The 19,592-nt window shown below is 62.7% G+C and carries 18 protein-coding genes; 5 read left to right on the top strand and 13 right to left on the bottom strand.

The genetic code is table 11. The features are described 5' to 3' along the window. Positions 1 to 2: 2 nt before the first annotated feature. Together C7402_RS02115 and C7402_RS02110 are read right to left on the bottom strand one after the other, a co-directional pair. The gene (locus C7402_RS02115; RefSeq protein ID WP_116609473.1) at positions 3 to 704 is read right to left on the bottom strand and encodes a copper homeostasis protein CutC; all 702 of its coding nucleotides are present in this window, start codon (positions 702 to 704) and stop codon (positions 3 to 5) included. A gap of 49 nt (positions 705 to 753) precedes the next feature. Further along, the gene (locus C7402_RS02110; RefSeq protein ID WP_116609472.1) at positions 754 to 2,019 is read right to left on the bottom strand and encodes an EAL domain-containing protein; all 1,266 of its coding nucleotides are present in this window, start codon (positions 2,017 to 2,019) and stop codon (positions 754 to 756) included. Between the two features lie 589 nt (positions 2,020 to 2,608). Here C7402_RS02110 and C7402_RS02100 point away from each other — a divergent pair. Continuing rightward, entirely contained in the window at positions 2,609 to 4,273 is a 1,665-nt protein-coding gene (locus tag C7402_RS02100) for a Na+/H+ antiporter (protein WP_112170187.1), read from the top strand. A 19-nt stretch (positions 4,274 to 4,292) separates the two neighbouring features. On the opposite strand, the gene C7402_RS02095 is transcribed toward C7402_RS02100, so the two are convergent. The 6 genes from C7402_RS02095 to C7402_RS02070 all read right to left on the bottom strand — a co-directional run bounded on the left by C7402_RS02095 (position 4,293) and on the right by C7402_RS02070 (position 10,433). Further along, positions 4,293 to 5,597, bottom strand: coding sequence for a solute carrier family 23 protein (locus C7402_RS02095; RefSeq protein ID WP_116609470.1), 1,305 nt, complete (start codon positions 5,595 to 5,597; stop codon positions 4,293 to 4,295). A 411-nt stretch (positions 5,598 to 6,008) separates the two neighbouring features. Next, on the bottom strand, positions 6,009 to 6,626 hold the full coding sequence (locus C7402_RS02090; protein ID WP_116609469.1) for a DUF2239 family protein: 618 nt from the start codon (positions 6,624 to 6,626) through the stop codon (positions 6,009 to 6,011). A gap of 102 nt (positions 6,627 to 6,728) precedes the next feature. Continuing rightward, positions 6,729 to 8,231 carry a sensor domain-containing diguanylate cyclase gene (locus C7402_RS02085; protein WP_116609468.1) on the bottom strand — a complete coding sequence of 501 codons (1,503 nt, stop codon included), beginning with the start codon at positions 8,229 to 8,231 and terminating at the stop codon, positions 6,729 to 6,731. 282 nt (positions 8,232 to 8,513) lie between these two features. Beyond that, positions 8,514 to 9,293 (bottom strand): HvfC/BufC family peptide modification chaperone, encoded by a 780-nt coding sequence (locus C7402_RS02080; RefSeq protein WP_116609467.1) that lies wholly within the window; start codon positions 9,291 to 9,293, stop codon positions 8,514 to 8,516. Then, a complete protein-coding gene (bufB, locus tag C7402_RS02075) occupies positions 9,290 to 10,138 on the bottom strand; it encodes an MNIO family bufferin maturase (protein WP_116609466.1) in 849 nt (282 codons plus the stop codon). The genes C7402_RS02080 and bufB overlap by 4 nt, the downstream gene beginning before the upstream one ends. A 40-nt stretch (positions 10,139 to 10,178) precedes the next feature. Further along, positions 10,179 to 10,433, bottom strand: coding sequence for a BufA1 family periplasmic bufferin-type metallophore (locus C7402_RS02070; protein WP_112170181.1), 255 nt, complete (start codon positions 10,431 to 10,433; stop codon positions 10,179 to 10,181). A 254-nt stretch (positions 10,434 to 10,687) separates the two neighbouring features. Between C7402_RS02070 and C7402_RS02065 the strand changes: the two genes are divergently transcribed. After that, a complete protein-coding gene (locus tag C7402_RS02065) occupies positions 10,688 to 10,996 on the top strand; it encodes a DUF4148 domain-containing protein (RefSeq protein ID WP_112170180.1) in 309 nt (102 codons plus the stop codon). Positions 10,997 to 11,282: 286 nt separating this feature from the next. Here C7402_RS02065 and C7402_RS02060 read toward each other — a convergent pair whose 3' ends face one another. Beyond that, entirely contained in the window at positions 11,283 to 11,576 is a 294-nt protein-coding gene (locus C7402_RS02060) for a hypothetical protein (RefSeq protein WP_116609465.1), read from the bottom strand. Between the two features lie 152 nt (positions 11,577 to 11,728). Between C7402_RS02060 and C7402_RS02055 the strand changes: the two genes are divergently transcribed. Beyond that, positions 11,729 to 12,175 carry an SRPBCC family protein gene (locus C7402_RS02055; RefSeq protein WP_112170178.1) on the top strand — a complete coding sequence of 149 codons (447 nt, stop codon included), beginning with the start codon at positions 11,729 to 11,731 and terminating at the stop codon, positions 12,173 to 12,175. 132 nt (positions 12,176 to 12,307) lie between these two features. On the opposite strand, the gene C7402_RS02050 is transcribed toward C7402_RS02055, so the two are convergent. After that, positions 12,308 to 12,532 (bottom strand): SymE family type I addiction module toxin, encoded by a 225-nt coding sequence (locus C7402_RS02050; protein WP_116609464.1) that lies wholly within the window; start codon positions 12,530 to 12,532, stop codon positions 12,308 to 12,310. A 451-nt stretch (positions 12,533 to 12,983) separates the two neighbouring features. Further along, positions 12,984 to 13,292: a hypothetical protein gene (locus C7402_RS02045; protein ID WP_116609463.1), complete on the bottom strand. Its 309-nt coding sequence runs from the start codon at positions 13,290 to 13,292 to the stop codon at positions 12,984 to 12,986. A 718-nt stretch (positions 13,293 to 14,010) separates the two neighbouring features. Here C7402_RS02045 and C7402_RS02040 point away from each other — a divergent pair. Next, positions 14,011 to 15,375 carry a tyrosine-type recombinase/integrase gene (locus C7402_RS02040; RefSeq protein ID WP_116609462.1) on the top strand — a complete coding sequence of 455 codons (1,365 nt, stop codon included), beginning with the start codon at positions 14,011 to 14,013 and terminating at the stop codon, positions 15,373 to 15,375. Positions 15,376 to 15,547: 172 nt separating this feature from the next. On the opposite strand, the gene C7402_RS46160 is transcribed toward C7402_RS02040, so the two are convergent. Further along, on the bottom strand, positions 15,548 to 16,537 hold the full coding sequence (locus tag C7402_RS46160) for a hypothetical protein (protein WP_133254408.1): 990 nt from the start codon (positions 16,535 to 16,537) through the stop codon (positions 15,548 to 15,550). Positions 16,538 to 16,709: 172 nt separating this feature from the next. Here C7402_RS46160 and C7402_RS46155 point away from each other — a divergent pair, with 172 nt between their 5' ends. Further along, positions 16,710 to 17,573 (top strand): hypothetical protein, encoded by an 864-nt coding sequence (locus C7402_RS46155; RefSeq protein WP_133254407.1) that lies wholly within the window; start codon positions 16,710 to 16,712, stop codon positions 17,571 to 17,573. Positions 17,574 to 18,037: 464 nt separating this feature from the next. Here the strand turns inward: C7402_RS46155 and C7402_RS46150 are convergent, their stop codons facing one another. Beyond that, entirely contained in the window at positions 18,038 to 18,784 is a 747-nt protein-coding gene (locus tag C7402_RS46150; RefSeq protein WP_133254406.1) for a hypothetical protein, read from the bottom strand. Positions 18,785 to 19,592 lie beyond the last annotated feature (808 nt).

Below are 19,592 nucleotides of genomic sequence, written 5' to 3'. Positions count from 1 at the left end.
AATCAGGCGTCGAGCAAGGTCCGCACGCGGCGCACCTTGTCTTCGTCGACGGGCGCGAGTCCCTTGCCGTCAACGCGCACGCCCGAGCCGAAGTGAACCGCGCGTACCTGCGTCACGCCCACGAACGGGCCGACGCGATCGACCGTGAGCCCCGCGCCCGCGAGCACCGTGCAATGCGTGTTGTGCGCGCGTTGCACCAGCGCTTCGATTTGCGCCTGGGCGTCGAGCACCGAAGGCTTGCCGCCCGAAGTGAGCACATTCGTGACGGCGTCGAAACCGAGCAGCACGTCGAACGCTTCCATCAGATCGCGCGCTTCGTCGAATGCGCGATGAAACGTGAGCGGCATGCCGTCGGCCGCGTCGATCGCGCGTTGCAAGCCTTCGCGATCCACTTCGCGCGACGGCGTGAGCATGCCGATCACCACAGCGTGCGCGCCCGCCCGCTTCGCCGCGCGCACGTCGCGCAGCATCACCGCAAAATCGTTCGAATCGTAAGTGAATGAGCGGCTGTGCGGCCGCACGATCACGTTCACGGGAAGGTCCACCGCCTCGACCACGGCTTCGATCAGGCCGATGCTCGGCGTGAGACCGCCCTCGCCCATTGCCGTGACCAGTTCGAGACGGTCCGCGCCGCCGCGCGCGGCGGCCGTCGCGTCGGCAACCGTGGTCGCGATGACTTCCAGCAACACCCTTTCGTGTCTCATGCTTGCGCGCCATGTCGTACATAACGCGACATGATCGCAGATGCGCGTCCTATTCGAACCAGTCGATATCGCCGCACAGCACGCACAGGCGCTCGCCCACCTGCACCGCCATCGAGAGCGTCAGGCATGGCAACGCCTCGTTGATCGACAGGTAAGGCCCGGTCACGTGCACGCGCCCCGGCGTGATGAGCGCCGCGCGGAAGTACGGCCTGCGCAGCCAACTCGCGCCCTGGGCGTCCTCCAGCGGCAAAAAGCGCGCGTCGCGCTCCGCGCGATCGACGCGCAGCACCACGTTGCGGCCCGCCTGCCTGCCGTTCGAATCGAGCAGATAGCAGCGCGCCGCATGGTCGAGCGCGAGGAAATTCCAGCACACCTCTTCGAGCGGCTCGCCCGCCGAAAGGCGCTCGACCGCGCGCTCGAACGCGCGTTGATAAGGCGCGAGGCGGCTCGTCTCGCCGCGCTCGCGTGTTTCGGTCTGCTGACGAAAGCGCTCCGTCGCCTCGGCGATCACGCCCTGCACCTGCGCCGCGTCGGTGAGTCCGGGCGCCGGGCGCGCGAAGAAGAAGCCCTGCACGAAGTCCGCGTTGCAGGCGAGCGCGAGCTGCGCCTCGTGCTCCGTCTCCACGCCCTCGATCAGCACGAGCTTGCCCGCGTCGTGCAGCAGCGCCACCAGCGCGGGCAGCGTCGCCGCCATGTCGGCGCGGTGCTGCGCGTGCATGAGCATGATGCGGTCGAGCTTCACGATGTCGGGGTTGAGCTGCCACACGCGGCCGATATCGACATTGCCCGCGCCGAAGTCGTCGAGCGCGACGAGAAAGCCGCGCTCGCGGAACGCCGCGACGGCTTGCGCGAGCGCGTCGAGATCGGTGCCTTCGGATTCGAGCACCTCCAGCACCACGCGCCGCGGCGCGATGTTCAGGCGCCGCAAATTTGCGAGCAGCGCCGCCGCGTGATACGCCTCGATCAGCGTGCCGGGATGCACGTTGAGAAAGAGCCACTCACGCTCCGCACCGAGCAGCGCGAAATTCTCCAGATGCAGCCCCTGGGCCAGCCGGTCCACCAGCAGCGCCTCGCCCACACGCGCGGCGTCGCCGAACACGTCGAGCGGCGAGACCGGACGGTCGAGCGGATCGTGCGCGCGCAGCAACCCTTCGTAGCCCACCGCGCGCATGTGCGAAAGACTGAACACGGGCTGAAACACGCTCGTGAGCGTGAGGTCGCCATGGTGTGCACTGTAGCGCTGCATCCCCGAGGTCACGCTGAGATCGAAGCCGTGAGGGGTCACGGCCGTCTTGTCCTGTTGCTCTGTGATCATGCCATCCTCTAGCGCGTAGGAACGACGCTGCAATCCGCCCGACCTTCGCACGACCTGCGCGTTCGCCCATATCCTGATTCCGTTGCTTCGTTGGCAACCGATCAAGCAAGGTCCGTGCTCACTGCGTCGCGATCTGGCACGCATCGGCCAATGCACAAACGCCCAGCGCGTGCGCCGTGACGGGGCACGCCGTGCACCGCGCGAGCGATCGCACAATGCACCGATATCGTGCGCCTTTCCGGCCACGCTTGCTTCGATGGTGGCGCACATCCGCGCACATCAGCGCGCCTAAGCCCACATAAGCGCGCAGTTCGCGCATCCGCTTCGCCACCGTCGACGCCATCGCCCGAAGCGTTCAAATGCGGGCCAAATCGTCGTGCTTCGCGGTGCTTCCTGCGCGCTTCGCGGCGCAATTCGACCTCATCCGGCTAAACTGTCCCCCGACCGGCGTGCGCCATTCATGCGCGCCAGAACGCACTCCCTCACCGCCCGCGAAGGGAGACTCCGGCTTCCTCTCCCTGCCCGGTTCGCTCCCGCTGGTTTCGTCCAGTCCCGCCCGGTGTCCGTTTGGCCCCCGCTACATTTGTCGATGGAAATCCTTTTTACCGTTCTCATTCTGCTCCTCGCCGTCGCCGTATCGGGCGTCGTCACGCGCATCCTGCCCATCAAGCTGCCGCTGCCGCTCATGCAGATCGGCATTGGCGCGCTGCTCACCTTCCCGCGCGTGAACCCGCACGTCACGTTCGATCCCGATATCTTCATGGCGCTGTTCATTCCGCCGCTGCTGTTCGCCGACGGCTGGCGCATGCCCAAGCGCGAGTTCTTCATGCAGCGCCGCGCGATCCTCATGCTCGCGCTCGGCCTCGTGCTGCTCACCGTGGTGGCCGTGGGCTATTTCGTGCACTGGCTCGTGCCGCAGATCTCGCTGCCCGTGGCCTTCGCGCTCGCGGCCGTGCTCTCGCCCACCGACGCCGTGGCGCTCTCGGCCATCGCGGGCAAGGACCGCATTCCCGCGCAGCTCATGCATATCCTCGAAGGCGAGGCGCTGATGAACGACGCGTCGGGCCTCGTCGCGCTCAAGTTCGCCGTGGCGGCCGCGCTCACGGGCTATTTCTCGCTGCGTGAGGCAACCCTCAGCTTCTTCCTGATCGCGGCGGGCGGCCTCGCGCTGGGCGCCGCGATCGGCTGGATCTTCAGCTTCGTTTCGGCGCGCTTTCTCAACGTGACCGAAGACGGCGACCCCGCGCCCGGCGTCGTGCTGACGCTGCTGATTCCGTTCGCGGCGTATCTCTTCGCCGAGCACCTCGAAGTGTCGGGCGTGCTCGCGGCCGTGGCGGCCGGCATGATGATGAATTACACGAGCGTCGCGCACAAAGGGCCGGTGTCGACACGCGTGCGGGCGTCGAGCACCTGGTCGATGATCGAGTTCGTGTTCAACGGCATGGTGTTCACGCTGCTCGGGCTCCAGTTCCCCGGCATTCTTGGCAAGGCGCTGCTCGACGCGCACCACACGAGCAACGTGCAGATGTTGCGTCTGCTCGGCTACATCGCCGCCGTGCTGGCCGCGCTCTACGCCATGCGCTTCGGCTGGGTGTGGCTGCTGCGCTGGGTGGCGAGCCGCGGCGCGGCGCGTCATGGCGTGGCGAACGCGGTGCCTGGACTGCGCACCGTGGCGATCACGACAGTGGCGGGCGTGCGCGGCGCGGTCACGCTCGCGGGCGTGCTGTCGCTGCCCGAGGTGCTGCACGACGGCAGCCCGCTGCCGGGCCGCGACAGCGCCATCTTCATCGCGACGGGTGTGATCCTCGCCTCGCTGCTGGTGGCGATCGTGGGGCTGCCGCTCTTGCTGCGCGGCGTGCGGCGCGGCGCACAGGCGCCGCACGCGGCCGAGGAGCGCACGGCGCGCATCCAGGCGGCGCAGGCCGCCATTCGCGCCGTCGACGCGGTGCACGAGAAGGTGAGCGAGGATCTCGACGAATCGCAGGCCGCTTACGCCGCCGACACGACCGCGCGCGTGATGGACTCGTACCGCAGGCGCCTCGCCTCGCTCGACGCCGACCGCGACCGCAGCGCGAACGCGCGCCGCGCGGACGCGCTGGAACTGGAGATGCGTCTCGCCGCGATGCGCGCCGAGCGCGCCACGCTGCTCAAGCTGCGCAACGAGATGCAGATCAACGACGAGACGCTGGCGAAGCTGATGCGCGAAGTCGATCTGACGGAAACGGCGATCACGTCGCGCGGGCGCAATCGCTAGCAAGACCTCCGTTACGCGCTCAGAGCGCCGCTTCCTGCGCGGGCTTGCGGCGTAGCAGCGCGTAGAGAATGATCGCGCCGAAGGTGGCGGTGCCGATGCCGCCCAGCCCGAAGCCGCCGAGCTTGAGCGAGAAGTCGCCCGCGCCGAGCACGAGCGTGACGGCCGCGACGATGAGGTTGCGGTTGTCCGAGAAGTCCACCTTGTTGACGACCCAGATGCGCGCGCCCGTCACGGCGATGAGGCCGAACACGACGATCGACACGCCGCCGAGCACCGGCCCCGGAATCGTCGCGATGACGGCGCCGAACTTCGGCGAGAAGCCGAGCACGAGCGCGATGAGCGCGGCGATCACGAACACGAGCGTCGAATAGATCTTCGTCACCGCCATCACGCCGATGTTTTCCGCGTAGGTGGTCACGCCCGTGCCGCCCGCGAAGCCCGAGACGATGGTGGCGAGCCCGTCGCCGATGAACGCGCGGCCCACGTAGCGGTCGAGGTTGTAGCCCGTCATCGCCGACACGGCCTTGATGTGGCCCAGGTTCTCCGCGACGAGAATCACGGCGATGGGCGCAAGCAGCGTCATCGCGTGCGGGTCGAACACGGGCGCCATGAACTTCGGCATGCCGAACCACGCGGCGTTGGCGACGATCGAAAAGTCGATCGGCTTGCCGAGGCCCATGCCGTTCGTGACGATCGCGTAGATCGCATAGGCGATCAGCAGGCCGACGAGAATCAGCAGGCGTTGCAGCATGCCGCGCGTGAACACGGCCACGCCGCCCACGCAAAGCACGGTGACGATGGCCATCCACGAGTCGAAGGTCGAGGCGCTCACGCCCTTCACGGCGATGGGCGCGAGATTCAGCCCGATCACGGCCACGATCGAACCCGTCACCACTGGCGGCATGAGCGTTTCGATCCACTTGGTGCCGATGACCGAGACGAGCACGCCGATCAGCGCGTACACCACGCCGCACGCGATGATGCCGCCCAGCGCGACGGGAATGTTGGTGTTCGGCCCCTGCCCGCCATACCCCGTCACCGCGATCACCAGACCGATGAACGCGAAGCTCGAACCGAGATAGCTCGGCACGCGCCCGCCCACCACCACGAAGAACAGCAGCGTGCCGACACCCGACATGAAGATGCAGAGGTTCGGGTCGAAGCCCATGAGCAGCGGTGCGAGCACGGTCGAGCCGAACATGGCGACGACGTGCTGCACGCCCATGGCGAACATCTGCGGCCAGGCGAGGCGCTCGTCGGGGGCCACGACGCTGCGGGCCGGGCCGGTCTGCGCGCGCCAGCGGGGGAAATAGGAGTCGGACATGGGTTCCTCTTGTCGGCGGGATTTTGTGGTTTGGTTCTGGTTTTTGGCGCGCACGGAACGAAGCGGCCGACCTTGATGCAGGTCACGCGCGAGTGTACGGAGCCGCAATCGGCGTGGCAAGCCGGATGTCGGGTGTCCGAAACACGGCGCGCGCGGCAGGCTTCATCGCGTGTGAATGCCGCCCGGATGTCTTGTGGGCCGGGCGATCGGGTCTTAAGTAAATGCCGAATGGCATTTAAGACTCCTCCTATATTAGGCGCGAGAAGCCAGACCTACACTGACATGGCTGCGTGACCCCATGACAGTTCATGCAGAGGTTGTAAGTTGTAAACTCTCCGACTTATCCGCTCTTGCCTTTCGGCTCGAGCGGTTTTTTTTTGCGCGCTCGCCTGGTCGCGTGGTCTTGGCCCGTCACGCGAAGGCCGCTTCGGCAAAGCCCAATGCGTAGTCGCGCACGTCCTGCGGCCAGGCCGCGAGCGACGTCTCGAAGCGAGCGCGCTCGCCCGCATAGAGCGCGCGCAGCGCTTCCTCGTAGTCGGGCAGATTGCCCGCCAACGCCGTCATGAAGCGATGCGCGGCTTCCTGCGCCGCACGCACGCGCTCGCGCGCTTCGCTCGCGTGGCGTGCCGAATCCACGAGCCGGCGCAACACCACCGAAGCGCCGCCAGGTTGCGCGCCGAGCCAGTCCCAATGGCGCGGCAACAGCGTCACTTCGCGCGCGACCACGCCGAGCTTCGGGCGGCCACGGCCGCGCGGGGCGTCGTCGGGCGTTTCGGCAGGCGCGGGGACTGCGTCGCTCTCCTCGTCGCCCGCTTGCGCGCCGAGGCGTGCCGCGATGTCGCGCTCCGTGCCGCGCAGGTCGAACTCCACCGGGCGCGCGTCGCGGTCGTCGAAGACCAGCACCGCCGCGCCGTGTTCATTCCCTTCACGCTCGATTTCCGCCTTGACCGCCAGCGCCACCGCGAGCGGCGCGCCGCGCGCGATCAGGCGCGTGCCCGCAAACGCCGTGCAACCGTGTTTCGCCACCATGACTCACTCCTTGTTTTGTGCAATGGATGGCGAATTTTATCCGGGTAAATTATGCAATGCAATATCATCCGGGTAAAATTTATTCAAGGTCGACGCAATGCGTTACGAACCCGAGCGGTCCGCGATGTCGGCGGAGGTGGCGGGCAGCCATGCCGCCACGCGGTTGCGGCCCGAGCGCTTCGCGGTGTAGAGCGCCGCGTCGGCGGCGTCGGTCAGCGCGCGCCAGTTGGCGAACGCGCTTTGCGTCGTACTGGCCACGCCCACGCTCACGGTCAGCACGCCGTTCGGGCTGCCCTCGTGCGGCAGCGCCAGCGCCTCGATCGCCGCGCGCACCTTCTCCGCCAGCACGAGCGCCTGGGCTTCGCCCGTCTCCGGCAGCAGCATCACGAACTCCTCGCCGCCGTAACGCGCCGCGCAGTCGGCCGCGCGCCGGGCATGCGCGCCAATCGCGTGGGCGACCGCCGCGAGCGCGTCGTCGCCCGCGAGGTGGCCATAACGGTCGTTGTAGAGCTTGAAGCGGTCCACATCGAGCAACGCCAGCGAAAGCGGCGTGCCCGAGCGGCGCGCGCGCGCCCATTCGTGGTCGGCGCGCGTTTCGAAGGCGCGCCGGTTCGCAAGCGACGTGAGCGCGTCGGTGCCCGCCTGCACGCGCAGTTCGGCCTCCACCGCGCCGCGGCGGCGCAACTGGCGCGTGAACATCACCGCGAGCGCGATGAGCGAAGCGTCGAGCACCGCCGTGAGCGTGCCGATGATCCAGGCGCGCACACGCCATTCGCGGTAGATGTCCTCCGCCGCAACGGCCACGGTGAACACCAGCGGATACCCGCCCACGCGGCGGATCGCGAACCAGCGCCGCACGCCGTCCAGCGGGCCGACGGCGAAGAAGCCGCTCGACTGCGTGTGCCCGAATTGCCGGTAGAGCGCGGATTCGGCGACGCTCTGGCCGATCAGCGCGGGATCGTAAGGGCTGCGCATGAGCAGCGTGCCGTCCGCGAGCGTGAGCGCCACCGCGCCGTCCCGGCCGATGTCCACGCCGCTGAAGAGTTGGCGGAAATAGTCGAGCCGCATCGTGCCGACCACCACGCCCGCGAACGAGCCGTCGGGGTTCGAGAGCCGGCGGCTCAGGCCGATGGTCGCATTGGCCGGGCCGTCGCGCGGAATGAACGGTCGGCTCAGATACAGGCCCACGTGCGGCGAATCGCGCTGCGCCGTGAAGTAGTCGCGATCGGCCACGTTGAGCTCGCGCGGCGGCACCGCGCGCGAATCGAAAACGACGGCGCCCGCCGCGTCGGTCACGAAAATCGCGCCGAGATTCTTCGCCGTGGCCGAGCGATCGAACAGCACGTTCTGGCGAATGTCGGGGGGCAGCGCGGCCAGGCGCGGGTCGTTGATGGCATCCACCACGGCTTGCAGCGAAAGCGCGTAGACGTCGAAATTGCGCGCCGTGTCGCGCTCGAACAGCAGCGCCATGTTGTAGGCGGACGCGCGGGCGCTCGCGAGCGCGTCGTGCCGCATCTGCGCCATGACCCACGCGGCGATGAGCGTCAGCGCCCCGGCAAGCGCAATGCCGATGGCGATCACGGCGTAGGGTCGGCGTGTCATCATGTCGGGCCTTCGGGGGCTGGCCTGGCGGGAAATGCCCGGCGCCGCGCACGCCGGTATGCAATCGAGTGTACATCGGCGAACGGGCGCTCGCCGAGTGTATGCATTCATCCTCGCGCATCGTCGCATGCGGTGGCGCGCGCCGCCATGCGGGCAAGTCCGGTTGCTGTTGGCGAGCCCGATGGGATGACCGGGCCTCGCTTTTGCATGCTCATTGTCCTGAGCAATTCATCCGGATTCCTCTGTTTTATTTCGGGCCGCGCAAAGGTGGAGGTTTGCGGGCGTTCAGTCGTTGCGTACTCCGACGATTGCGCGCGCCTCGATCCACGCGCGCCACTGCGCGCCGAAGTCGAAAGCAGGATCGATGTCGAAGGCAAGCGCCAGCGCCGCGTCGAGCGTTGCGCCGTCGCCCAGAGCGAGGAATGCGGCGTGCGCGGCGTGCGTGTGCATGAGCACGGCGGGATGCCAGTGTGGCCGCACCACGAGCGCCCAGCACGGTGTATCCACTCGCTCCGGCCACTCGCCGCCTGGCTCGTGAGCGCGCAGGATCGCCGCCGCATCGAAGCGCAGGGCGAGCGCCGCGCACGCGGGATGCACATGGAGCCGCGACTGCGAGAGGCGCTGCGCGCCGAGCGCCTGCCACTGCTGCGCATCGAGCGGCGTGGCGTTGGCGGCATAGGCGGCGACGTGCAGCGCCCATTCGAGCCGCGCCACATCGGCGAAATACGCGTAGCGCGCTTGCGTTTCGTAGCGCTCGACAAACTCGGGCAACTGCGCGCCGAAGCGATTGAGGTCCGCGTCGCGCGAAGGATGATCGCGTGAGTAGGCGAGCGCGAGCGCGTCGAAATAGGCGTCGCCGGTCAGGGCCAGGAGCACGGGATAGGCGTTGGCGAGCGCAAGACGCCTCGCGGCGCGAGCGTTGCCGCGATACAGGCCGAGGCGTTCGTGCAGCCGTTCGGCATTGGCGGGCAGCAATCGGCTGGCCAATGCGGTGTCGGCGGCGGGATCATCGAGTGCGGCGGCGAACGCCTGTTGTGCCGCCTCCAGCGTATCGTGCGACGTCATGCGCGCGGCTCCGCTTCGGGATGCGCGTGCTTCGCGAGCCGCTCACGCGCGAGACGCGCCTCGTCGAGCAGCACGTCGAGCGCCGGTAGCGCCGTGTCCCATTCGATGAGCGTGGGCGTGTTGCCAAATCGCACGAGCGCCGCTTCGTACAGCGCCCAGACCGCCGGTGCGACGCGCGAACCATGATCGTCGATCACGGCGGCGGCCGTTGCCGTATGGCCCGCCAGATGGATCTCACCGACCAACTGCGGCGGCAGCGCGGCCATGGCCGCGAACGCGTCCTCGCCGTGGTTGCACTGGTTGACGTACAGATTGTTCACGTCGAGCAGCACACCGCAACCCGTGCGCCGCGCGAGCGCCGCGAGGAATTCCGCCTCGCCGTATGCGTCGTCGCGAAATCTTACGTAGGTCGAAACATTTTCGATCAGCACGGTGCGGCCCAGCGCGTCCTGCATCTGCGCCACGCGCGCGCAAAGATGATCGAGCGAGGCTTGCGTGAGCGGCATCGGCAGCAAATCGTGCAACGCGCCTTGCGCGCTCGCGCCCCAGCAAAGATGCTCGGAAACGACGGCGGGCTCGATACGCCCGACGAGCCGCGCGAGCCTCGCAAGATGCGCCGTGTCGAGCGGCGCGGCCGAGCCGAGCCCGAGCCCCACGCCGTGCAGGCTCACCGGCAGATCGCGGCGCACCGTTTCGAGCACGTGCAGGTCGTAGCCGCCATCGCCGAAATAGTTCTCGCTGTGCACCTCGACCCAGTCGACATGCGGCGGCCCCGCCATGAAGGCCTCGTAGTGCGCGTGACGCAGGCCGATGCCCACGCCGTGCGGGGCGCGCGCCGCGTTCATTTCACGCGCTCGGGCGCGCGCGCCACGTCGGCCGCGATGCTCATTTTTCCGGCGTGCCGCCCAGCTTCTGGCAGGTGCCCTTCGGCATGGTCTTGAAGTCGCCCTTGTCGTGATCGACCTTGGCCTGGCCCGCGCAGTCGTGCACGCCGGTTTTGCTGGAGCAGTCGTTCTGGCCCGCCTTGGCGACGCCGTAGCAGTTCACGGTGTCGTCGGCGTGGGCTACGCTCGCGCCGGCCGTCGCAAGCCCCGCCAGCGCGGCGGCAATCAGCGCCTGACGGCCGATTGGGTTCTTCATGGCGATTCTCCTTGAGCTTCGAAATGGGGTTTGCAGCGCGTGGCGTGCTGGCCTGCGCGCGCACTATTTTGCCTCACCGCGCGGGGCGCGACCCGATTACATCGCCGCAGAGCACCGAAATTGTTGCGATTCCAGTAACGATGTTTGCTGGATTACAGTATTTCTCTTTGAAGTGCACTGCAATAAAGTCTCACCAACGACTCGAACAACACGATTGTTACGAATCGAACACATAATTTTTGGAGGTTGTTACCATGAAGAATCTGATCGCTGCCGCACTCGCCGCTACCGTCCTCGCCGCTCCGGCCCTGTCGTTCGCTCAAGCCGACCAGGCGCCCGTGACGCGCGCTCAAGTCAAGGCCGAACTGGTCCAACTCGAAAAGGCTGGCTACCGCCCGGGCCTGTCGAGCCCGTACTACCCGGCCGACATGCAAGCGGCCCAGGCACGCGTTGCGCAGCAGAACAACGCCGCTGAAGCGACGGCCTACGGCGCATCGACCAACGGCAGCACGCAAGCCGGCAATCGCGCACCGAACATCAAGCCGACCTACTTCGGCCAGTAATCGCGGCTCACGCGTCGTGCGCGCTGACACGTGCACGACGGCACGCGCATCGCGCGCGTGCCGCCCCACGGGCCCGCTCTCCTGATTGAGAGAGAGCGGGCCCGTTGCTATTTTCGCGCCCCGCGTGCAACGCGCGCGGCGCACGCACCGAAACCTCCGCCGCCGGATGTCCGGTGGCTTTGCCCGGACTTCGGTCCGGGCCTTTTTCCCCTTCCCCTCGCACCGCACGCGGCCCGCTGTTTCGAACACGGGTTGCGGCGGCGCGCGCGAAGGCGCCGCGCCGCGCTCAGAAGCCGTGCGTGACGAGCGACAGCACGGAAAGATCGGGGTGGGTTCCGTCGATGATGCTGCGGCCCACGTGCACCGCCTCGTCGGTGGCGTCCTGCTCGCTGCGCCAGGTCTCGTCGCCGTCGGCGTGGTAGGTGACCGTGTGGCCCGGCTGCGCGGGATTAGCGCCGGGATGGCAGACGTAGGCGGTGTAGGTGTAGCGGCTCGCGCCCTCTTCGGTTGGCGTGGCGCTGACGTGGATCTCGAAGCCTTCGTAATTGACCTGATGCATCGCAAGCGGTTGAGCACTCATGGTGGCCTCCGGGTGCCGCCGGTGGGCGGCTGCGGGCAATGCCCGGCCGGGGGTGAGCGGCCGGGCCCTCTTCGGTATTGGGAAGTTTAGGCGATGGGTTTGGGCGAGTGGCCTACCATTGCAGGGTGAACCACCACCCTGGGAGTCTGGAGATGGCATCGAACACCGTTCGCCTTCATCGCGTGCTGCGCGCGCCGCCGGAACGCATCTATCGCGCCTTTCTCGACGCCGCCGCGGTCGTGAAATGGCTGCCGCCGAATGGCTTCACCTGCACGGTTCATCAGCTCGATGCGAAGGTGGGCGGCCGGTATCGGATGTCCTTTACGAACTTTACGACCGGTCATGGGCATTCTTTTGGGGGCGAGTATCTGGAACTTGTGCCGAATGAGCGGCTTCGCTACACCGGGGTGTTCGAGGATCAGCATCTGAGCGGCACGATGCAAACGACCGTGGATCTGCGTGCGGTGTTTTTTGGCACGGAGATGACGGTGGTGCAGGAAGGGATACCGGAGATTATTCCGACTGAGGCCTGCTATCTCGGCTGGCAGGAGTCGCTGGCGTTGCTTGCGAAGCTTGTTGAGGCGGAGATCAAGCAGTGAGGGGCACTCGGGCGGTTGGCGCTGTCTTTGTTTGACGGCTGGTTGAGGTGAGAATTGGAAAGCATGAAGGCCGCGAATCCTGGGGAGTCGCGGCCTTCGTGTTGTTTGGGGTTTTTGCAGTTGCTGCGTGGGTCAGTCTGGGGTGATTACCAGCCTTTGGTGCTCCACGCTGACTCTTACGCGCTGGCCTGCCTCAAAGCCTGCTTGTTCGAGCCATCGGCCGGCTAGTTTGATCCAGGGGTATAGCGGAGGATCTGTTCTTGTTCGCGCGCTCAAGCGGCGGTACCGCCACGACTGCTGGATGGTTACGCGGCGCTCAGGGTGAGCGTGCGATGCTTTAAGATTGGCGTTAGCCATGGTCAACTCCTAGTGTGAGTTGGTTTTGGTTAGCGGGCTGTGAGTGCTGGTAACACTCACAGCCCGCGCTTCGTTTACTGCCTTGATGCTCCTTCTACTTCTGTGCCACGGTGAGCACGGATTCCGATATTTCTGAGACGAGTTGCTGTTTGGGATTGGGTAGTTGTTGTAGTGCTGCGATCTGCTGGTGTAGGTGAGACGTTGGGCTTTGCCTGGTGCGCGGCGGGTCTACCCGTTTGCCTAATAATTCACTTCCTCAAATATTTTAAATTATTATTATCAATCCTATTTTATAGGAATATTCGTTGCAGTAAATTGCATTGATCTTATCTACTTTTTCTTTTGAATATTGCTTGATGCAAGACAGATTGGCTATGCTCGCCATGTCGGAGATTCGCGCTTGAACGAAAGAACCCCGCCGGAGCGGGGTTCCCTTTACTACGCGTTTTTTTCATTCGGGTAGCGTTGCCGCCAGGTGCTGGCGCAAATCGTCGTCCAACTCGTGGGCGACGGCTGTCAACTGGCTCCTTTTCGCGCGGACTTGCTGCCAACGATCGACGACGGCACAGGTCAGCGCGCCGAGACCCGCTCCGGGGTCGAGCAATGCGATGTTGGGCTGATCGAGATCCAGTAGCGAAGCCATGAACCCGGCCGTAGCGGCCGGCGTCATGAATTGACCAAAGTTGCTTTTGTGGGTCCGATTCGTCTCACTTGAAACGGTAAGCCGCAAGGCCTCGGAGAGGGAAAGCAACGCGTTCATTTGATCCTTGGTGCATCGGGGGGACGTCGCGGTGGGTGATGCGGTTCGCGACAGTCGCTCAAAGGGGTAATTATTTCATGCGGTGGGGTGGTGCGTTAAGTCTTTGAGACAGAACGTGTTTTTCGTGTTTTTCGATCTGAGTTTGTCGCCCGGCTCTCTAACTCATCAGTCTTTGCAATATGGGGGCATAACGCGCCCATGATTCAGCCGTCTCGTTCGATCGGTCGCCCAAGCGAAAACGTGTATTGCCGCTCATACCGCAGTCTGGCGCCCAAGATGTCGCAGCATGCTCAATTGAGAGCTCATTACCGCTTCGCCGCCTGCGTGGCTACCGTGTAGCCGTCTTTAGTTGTGCGTTGGAATTACCCGAAATCGTGCTGGATCTTTCTAATTTTTATTGGCTAGTGGATTGAAGCAGATTAAACGAGCTCTATACGGTTATTGGACTAACCGTGGGGAACTAGTCACATCGATAAAACTTTTGCGCGAAGTTGAAAGCGCGGAGGAGGATCGAACTCCCGACCTTCGCATTGCGAATGCGAAAAAGTCGACATTTCTTGAGATGGATTCGAGTTGAACAGATTCAGCAACTTATTGTATTTCAATGATTTTTTCTTACCGACCTTCCCGTTGATGTTGATCTACATCCCTTCATTGCTCCATAATCCGGTTACATGGCGGTTACATGAGATTGCCGGCTTACGGATATGGAGGTTAGGTGGCGAAGGTAAACTTCACTGCGGCTCGGGTAGAGGCGCATCGCTGCGAACAGGGTAAGTCGCAGTCGTTTCTCTGGGATAGCAAGACTCCCGGACTCGGTTTGCGAGCCACAACTGGCGGAGCAAAGGCTTACATTTTCCAAGGGAAGATCCATGGCTCGACCGTGCGGATTACGATCGGCGATCCGAAGAGCTGGACGATCGACAAGGCTCAGGAGCGCGCACGAAGTCTCCAGACGCTTATTGACGGTGGCGTTGATCCGCGCGAACAAGAGGCAGAGCAGAAGGCCGCACACGAAGCCCGGCAGGCGGCGAAGCGCCGTCAGGACGTAACTGTCGGCGAAGCGTGGGAGCATTACTTGGAGCATCTGCGAACAAAGATCTCTCCCAAAACGAAAAAGCCGCGGTCGGAAAGATACATCCTCGACCATATCAACCTCTCGTCGCCCGGTGGCGGTATTGCAAAACGCGGCGGCAAAGAAAAAGTGCGTGGACCATTGGCTCCGCTCATGCCGCGCAGGTTGACCGAGATCACGGCAACATCCATGTCCGAGTGGCTCGAGGTCGAAATACCCCGGGGACCAACGAATGCCGGCCATGCCTTCGGCCTCTTCAAGGCGTTCATTCGGTGGTGCGATACTCACGAGACGTACGCGGGCATCATCCCCCAAGATGCCTATGCTTCGCCAAAGGTCAAGGGCATTCTCCCTCGCACCACCGCGAAGGACGATTGCCTGCAGCGCGAGCAACTGTCTGTTTGGTTTAGCGCGGTACGTGGTATCGCGAATCCAGTCATCAGCGCATACCTACAAGGGCTCCTGCTCACCGGAGCCCGTCGGGAGGAGCTAGCCGCATTGCGCTGGGAAGACGTGGACTTTCGGTGGCGGAGTCTGACGATGAACGACAAAGTGGAAGGCACCGGCGGTCGGACTATTCCGCTGACTCCGTATTTAGCGAGCCTATTGTCGAATCTTCAACGACTTAATGAAACCCCTCCCAATAAACGCCACGTCGCCCGTCTTGCACAAAGAGGCAATCAGTGGGAACCGTCCGAGTGGGTATTCGCCAGCAAGACTGCGGCAGACGGGAAGATTGCTGAGCCGCGTCACGCACATAATCGCGCGTTGGCACCGACGGGTTTACCACACATCTCGCTCCACGGTCTGCGCCGATCATTCGGTACGCTTTCTGAGTGGGTCGAGGTTCCTGTCGGCGTCGTCGCCCAAATCCAAGGACATAAGCCATCGGCAATCGCCGAGAAACACTACCGGCGCCGCCCACTTGATCTGCTGCGAATGTGGCACGACAAGATCGAGTCTTGGATCTTGGATCAAGCGCAGATCAGGTTTGAGCCGCCGAAGTGACGCCGAGCGAACTGTCCGCCTTTTCACTCCCGGGCCCGTGGATCAAATAGACCAATGCGCCCGGAAATGAGATCGAGGTCATGGATGACAACCATCGGAATGCGCAATCCCTTTGGCGCGCGGCACTCGCTCCTTTCCCGAATTACCGCTGAAACACTTGCGCAACGCCCTGCTACCCCCGCGCCATCGTTTGGATTATCAGCGAAGATATGCCACCCTCCGGAAGATCAACCCGCTTTTCTATTGGAGCTTGGTTGCCTCCGTCGCCGTTTTGCTTAACGGGAATACCGCCAAAAAATCGATTGATTAGTGACCGTGGGTGGCGTTTTTTCTCGCCGATCTGGAGCAACCTCAATTGGCCCGAGAAATGCATCGCCCCGGCAGACACGGTCCCTCGCGGCACGTCCTCTCGGCTTATATTGCGCCTACTGTATGTCCTAGTCGCAGTCACCTCCAGTAGCTCTTTGATCATCATCGACCACTGATCCGTCGACGATCCAAAGTGGACTAGTCGCCCATCCTTGCCGAGCAACATATCGCCGAGACATTTCGACAGGGCACGAGACGCAGTTAAGTTAACAGCCGCCGGAGTGCCACTCCATGGACACTGATCGGCCCATTCAATATCCTCCGGATAGGCCTCACGAGCCAGTACCAACGAATATCGGGAGCCTTTTCCCTTTTCATTGATTTGTCGAAGCCCTGTCTTCAGTCCACCGGTCACGAACTCGAAATCTGGCCAAGTCGTATACAACGCGAGTTGCGGATCTTTCGGATCTAGCCTATGCGTTCCGTCCACTGACATCTTCGCCTGTATGAGCATGGCTCGCGTGGCGTCTGATCTCCCCTCTGAGTGTCGATGCACCACGAGCAGATCGGCGAGTTCAACGCGCCCATTTGGATAATCAAATTCGACCTGCGGATGTCCGTGACAGAAGACACCTGCGACCTGGACGTCAATTCCTTTTCCGCCAAGAACTTTGCGCCATCGCTCCTCTAGCAAGGGAACGCCGTCCGTCACCAGTGTCGCCACGAAATCCTCTTCTCTTGCGGATTTTTTTGCGAGCTCGTGTGCACGCGCGTGGGAGCGCCAGATAGATGAATTCGCTCCCGAGTACAAACTTTCAACCTCTGCGTTCTCTAGTCTCTTCGCAATGGACATTGTCCTGTTTTCCTATCTCTATTGGAGTCGCCAGCTTATGCCTTCACCTAGATTTTTGGAACAATTGCCGACAGTAGGATTCGGCTCCGTCAACGCCGACCAAGCAAAGCTCTGACGCCTAGCGCATTAGTTGCAAGAATATAATCACTGCGACAAGACAACTCGGATACCCATGGTTGATTTCACGTTTGCCGCTCGCTTTGCGCTGAACAGCGTGTTCATCATTGATGGCCTCGGCCCGGACGACCCCGTCAGGGGCAACCATCTCCTGTATGAAGAACTTCGCGATCTCAAGATGGAGTTCCCGGACCTTCTGCAACATGTAGACCGATGCGTTGTGGAGAACGGAGCACAGTTTCTAGACACGATACGAGAGATCACTGAGATGTCTCGAGCGCTGGGGCTTCGTCCGATCGTTCACATAGAGTGTCACGGCACAAATGATGGGCTTCGCGTGGGCGCAAGGGGCGAACTACTGCCATGGCCACTCCTAGAACCCGTCTTGCGGCAACTGAACCTGGCCACAGGGTGCAATCTGGGCGTCGTGATGGTCGTCTGCCACGGCTTGTTCTCTCTACAGCCGGTCAAGATCACCCGCCCGGCACCCTTTTATTTCTTGCTTGGCTCGCAAGAAGAGTTATACAGCGTCGACATGAGGGTAGAAATGCCAAAGTTCTATCGAACGTTGTGTGAAACAAATGATCTCGACCGAGCGGTGACCCACGTTCGATCATGCAAGCACTTCATTGCGGAGCACCTCGTCGTTCATGCGCTCGGACGCTTGATTAAGAACGCCTGCACAGGTAAAGGCCGCACCGCACGTGTAGAACGGGCGGTAACGCTGGCAACATGGCAACTTGCAGCGTTGCCTCGCGACCAGCGCCGCGAACGCATACGTCAAGTCCGAAAGGATGCGAAGGCGACGAGTCTGCCAGATCCACTTCGGTTACGAGATCACTTTGAAAGGTTTTTGCCAAAGCGAGAGCCAGGTTTTCGATTCCAAGACCTGATAGATTGGGCGCAAGGCAAACATTAGGAACGTGGGGGAAGGCGCCGGCACAGTGCCATCTATGTGCCATGTGTCTTCCACCCGACCGAAAAATTACCGCTGCTATTAGTCCCAACGCCTCTTCAGCGACTGCTTCCGGAGTCGCTCCACAGAAAATAGAGGATCGAACTCCAGACCGTGATACAGCAAACTGCCCACCACATTAAGCGGGCTAAGATGCCCCCAAAAGTGCCCCCAATCATGCTCTCCTGTGCATTTATGGTCCATTTCCCGTCACATCACCGTGGACAAATGGCAAGCTTCCGCGTACTGCTCAGATCTTGGCCGCCAACCGGAAATTCCACCAGCCCAAGCGCAGACGATTCCGCTCAACACCGCGACGGTCGACACCTACTTTTCGCTGGATAGCGCAGCACTGCAGATGCAACTGCGCAGATGATCAACAGCGTCATATAACGACTTGCACGCTTCGACCCGTCCCTTTGAAACAATTAGCGTGCCGTCAGCCGTCGCCGCAACTCTTCGACAACCTCGCGAATCACCCGGACATCTCTGACATCTGCGGCCATCAACTCCGAGTTATGCTTGATCTTCCGTTGATAGATGAATGCAACCGTCCGCAGGTTCTCTATAGATGATGCCGTCACCCCTTGCGATTCGACCATTTTCGCGACAGCGAAACAGTCTTCGATAGTTCGCAACCCACCGCGATACCCATCGTACGTCAGGCAGAACGGTTCAAGCAGTTCATATGACGCTCCCGGAGGCGGAAGCATCTCAATCTTAAGCGCTTGGTCAACAATCAGTTCGTTACCGGGTGATGGAATGCTGAAGCCCGATGCCAGCGGCGGCAGACTCTCGTCGTCCGCTGGAAAAAAGTCCAAACCACCATAAAACGCTGGCAATCGATCGTGCTCAGCGCGCCCCAGCACTTCAGTAAACCACCCCGCGTACATCCAATCCTGGCCTAAACCCGCTACCGCGACTTCTGGGAATCGCGCAACGAACTTATTTGCCAAGCAGCGAGCATCATCAACATCCGTGTCTGTCCAGCCGAAGAATTTCTTCCCGTCATCAGAAGTGTACGACGGCCATCTCTCTGTATCCTTCGGCGTCCACCCATCAGCAGTCGTTTCACCAGCCGGCACGATATGCAAGCGCCACTCGCCACCGGTTACCGAGCGACCAGCGCAAATACGGAGTCTTTGATATCCAACCTTGTGCAGTTCATGAACCATCGATAGCAGCCTGGTTGCCCGCCTTACGACTGGGTCACTCGAAGATGACGTTGAGACAGTTGCACGCCACCCTACCGGGCCACCGTCGTGAGATCGCGCCTGGACCGAAGCGATGGCTGCTCGCAGCACCCGCATGCGATCAAACGAACTCACATCTTCGAGAGCATCGGTGAGTCTGCTGGCAAAGTCGAAAGCAAATTCGGTATCTTGGAGTAGCGCGGTAGAAATCGAGATGAGGCGGCTTCGGGCCAACGAGTCCCAATAGCGCTCCCAGTTTGCCCAGTCGGACTCATCGATCGCGCTTCTTGCTTCGCCCGGTCGCACATAGCCTGGTTGCGGCGGAATGTGCGACTCTTGCCCGCTATCAATCCGCAGCAACCTCCATCGAGAGTGATCAGATGTGTACTCGTGAAAGGCCTCCGGCAAATACCGGCCCGCAATTGCCCCCTCCAGCATGCCCAACCACCGTTCGGTTTCGGAGGAGCATGGTCCTGAACACGCCGCTTTTATCTTGTCAGGCACCGACATCATGATCGCTTGCGCGAGCTTTTCCGGACTAACGTCTTTCCGTAGAGTCCCCCCGGCATGGTTCTCAAGGTACCGCCATACTTGCGAAGCTGAGTACCGAAAGAACTCTTTGTCTGGCCGCTGAGGCAAGTGAAATTCACACCGCCAGCATCCCACCGCCCCGGAATACGGGAGAAGCCCCATCCGACCGTAACCATGCCGGATAAGCCAAATGCCTGCCTCAACGACACGACGACACGCAGCAAACATCTGTTCGCTCTCGCTTGCATTGTTGCTAAAC

The sequence above is a fragment of the Paraburkholderia unamae genome (assembly GCF_003096875.1).
GTDB lineage: Bacteria > Pseudomonadota > Gammaproteobacteria > Burkholderiales > Burkholderiaceae > Paraburkholderia > Paraburkholderia unamae.
The sequence above is the reverse complement of the archived record's forward strand: the minus strand, read 5'-3'. Positions and strand labels throughout refer to the sequence as shown.

Coding starts and splice junctions, on each gene's coding strand:
- C7402_RS02090 (WP_116609469.1), bottom strand. CDS start 6,626: ATGGTGGCGAAACACGGTTGCACGGCGTTTGCGGGCACGCGCCTGATC.
- C7402_RS02045 (WP_116609463.1), bottom strand. CDS start 13,292: ATGAACGCGTTGCTTTCCCTCTCCGAGGCCTTGCGGCTTACCGTTTCA.
- C7402_RS02080 (WP_116609467.1), bottom strand. CDS start 9,293: ATGACGTCGCACGATACGCTGGAGGCGGCACAACAGGCGTTCGCCGCC.
- C7402_RS02085 (WP_116609468.1), bottom strand. CDS start 8,231: ATGATGACACGCCGACCCTACGCCGTGATCGCCATCGGCATTGCGCTT.
- C7402_RS46155 (WP_133254407.1), top strand. CDS start 16,710: ATGGTTGATTTCACGTTTGCCGCTCGCTTTGCGCTGAACAGCGTGTTC.
- C7402_RS02050 (WP_116609464.1), bottom strand. CDS start 12,532: ATGGCTAACGCCAATCTTAAAGCATCGCACGCTCACCCTGAGCGCCGC.
- bufB (WP_116609466.1), bottom strand. CDS start 10,138: ATGAACGCGGCGCGCGCCCCGCACGGCGTGGGCATCGGCCTGCGTCAC.
- C7402_RS02095 (WP_116609470.1), bottom strand. CDS start 5,597: ATGTCCGACTCCTATTTCCCCCGCTGGCGCGCGCAGACCGGCCCGGCC.
- C7402_RS02065 (WP_112170180.1), top strand. CDS start 10,688: ATGAAGAATCTGATCGCTGCCGCACTCGCCGCTACCGTCCTCGCCGCT.
- C7402_RS02070 (WP_112170181.1), bottom strand. CDS start 10,433: ATGAAGAACCCAATCGGCCGTCAGGCGCTGATTGCCGCCGCGCTGGCG.
- C7402_RS02060 (WP_116609465.1), bottom strand. CDS start 11,576: ATGAGTGCTCAACCGCTTGCGATGCATCAGGTCAATTACGAAGGCTTC.
- C7402_RS02055 (WP_112170178.1), top strand. CDS start 11,729: ATGGCATCGAACACCGTTCGCCTTCATCGCGTGCTGCGCGCGCCGCCG.
- C7402_RS02115 (WP_116609473.1), bottom strand. CDS start 704: ATGAGACACGAAAGGGTGTTGCTGGAAGTCATCGCGACCACGGTTGCC.
- C7402_RS02100 (WP_112170187.1), top strand. CDS start 2,609: ATGGAAATCCTTTTTACCGTTCTCATTCTGCTCCTCGCCGTCGCCGTA.
- C7402_RS02110 (WP_116609472.1), bottom strand. CDS start 2,019: ATGATCACAGAGCAACAGGACAAGACGGCCGTGACCCCTCACGGCTTC.
- C7402_RS46160 (WP_133254408.1), bottom strand. CDS start 16,537: ATGTCCATTGCGAAGAGACTAGAGAACGCAGAGGTTGAAAGTTTGTAC.
- C7402_RS46150 (WP_133254406.1), bottom strand. CDS start 18,784: ATGGTTCATGAACTGCACAAGGTTGGATATCAAAGACTCCGTATTTGC.